Origin of the sequence: Micromonospora sp. NPDC020750, assembly GCF_044334565.1 — a bacterium.
Taxonomy (GTDB): domain Bacteria; phylum Actinomycetota; class Actinomycetes; order Mycobacteriales; family Micromonosporaceae; genus Micromonospora.
Genome location: NZ_JBIRTH010000002.1, coordinates 1,021,634 through 1,022,291 on the forward strand (window position 1 = coordinate 1,021,634; position 658 = coordinate 1,022,291).

1 protein-coding gene is annotated in these 658 nt (G+C 69.1%); it reads left to right on the forward strand.

The window, feature by feature from the left end; translation table 11 throughout:
• Positions 1–12: 12 nt before the first annotated feature.
• Positions 13–658: tetratricopeptide repeat protein (locus ACH4T9_RS09975; RefSeq protein ID WP_396686820.1), on the forward strand; the 646-nt coding region annotated here is incomplete at its 3' end.

Sequence of the window (658 nt, forward strand, 5' to 3'; positions counted from 1 at the left end):
CGGGGTGAGGCGTTGGCCGCCAGTCAGGAAGCCGTCGACCTGTACCGGGAGTTGGCCGCTGGTAACCGGGACGCTTACCTTCCCGACCTCGCCATGTCGGTGAACAACTACGCGGTCCGGTTGGCGGAGGCGGGGCGGCGGGCTGAGGCGCTGGCCGCCAGTCAGGAAGCCGTCGACCTGTACCGGGAGTTGGCCGCTGGTAACCGTGACGCCTACCTTCCCGACCTCGCCACGTCGGTGAACAACCACGCGCTCCGGTTGGCGGAGGTGGGACGGCGGGCTGAGGCGCTGGCCGTCAGTGAGGAAGCTGTCGACCTGCGCCGGGAGTTGGCCGCTGGTAACCGGGACGCCTACCTTCCCAACCTCGCCACGTCGGTGAACAACCACGCGCTCCGGTTGGCGGAGGTGGGACGGCGGGACGAGGCGCTGGCCGTCAGTGAGGAAGCTGTCGACCTGCACCGGGAGTTGGCCGCTGGTAACCGGGACGCCTACCTTCCCAACCTCGCCACGTCGGTGAACAACCACGCGGGCCGGTTGGCGGAGGTGGGACGGCGGGGTGAAGCGCTGGCCGTCAGTGAGGAAGCCGTCGACCTGCGCCGGGAGTTGGCCGCTGGTAACCGGGACGCCTACCTTCCCAACCTCGCCACGTCGGTGAACA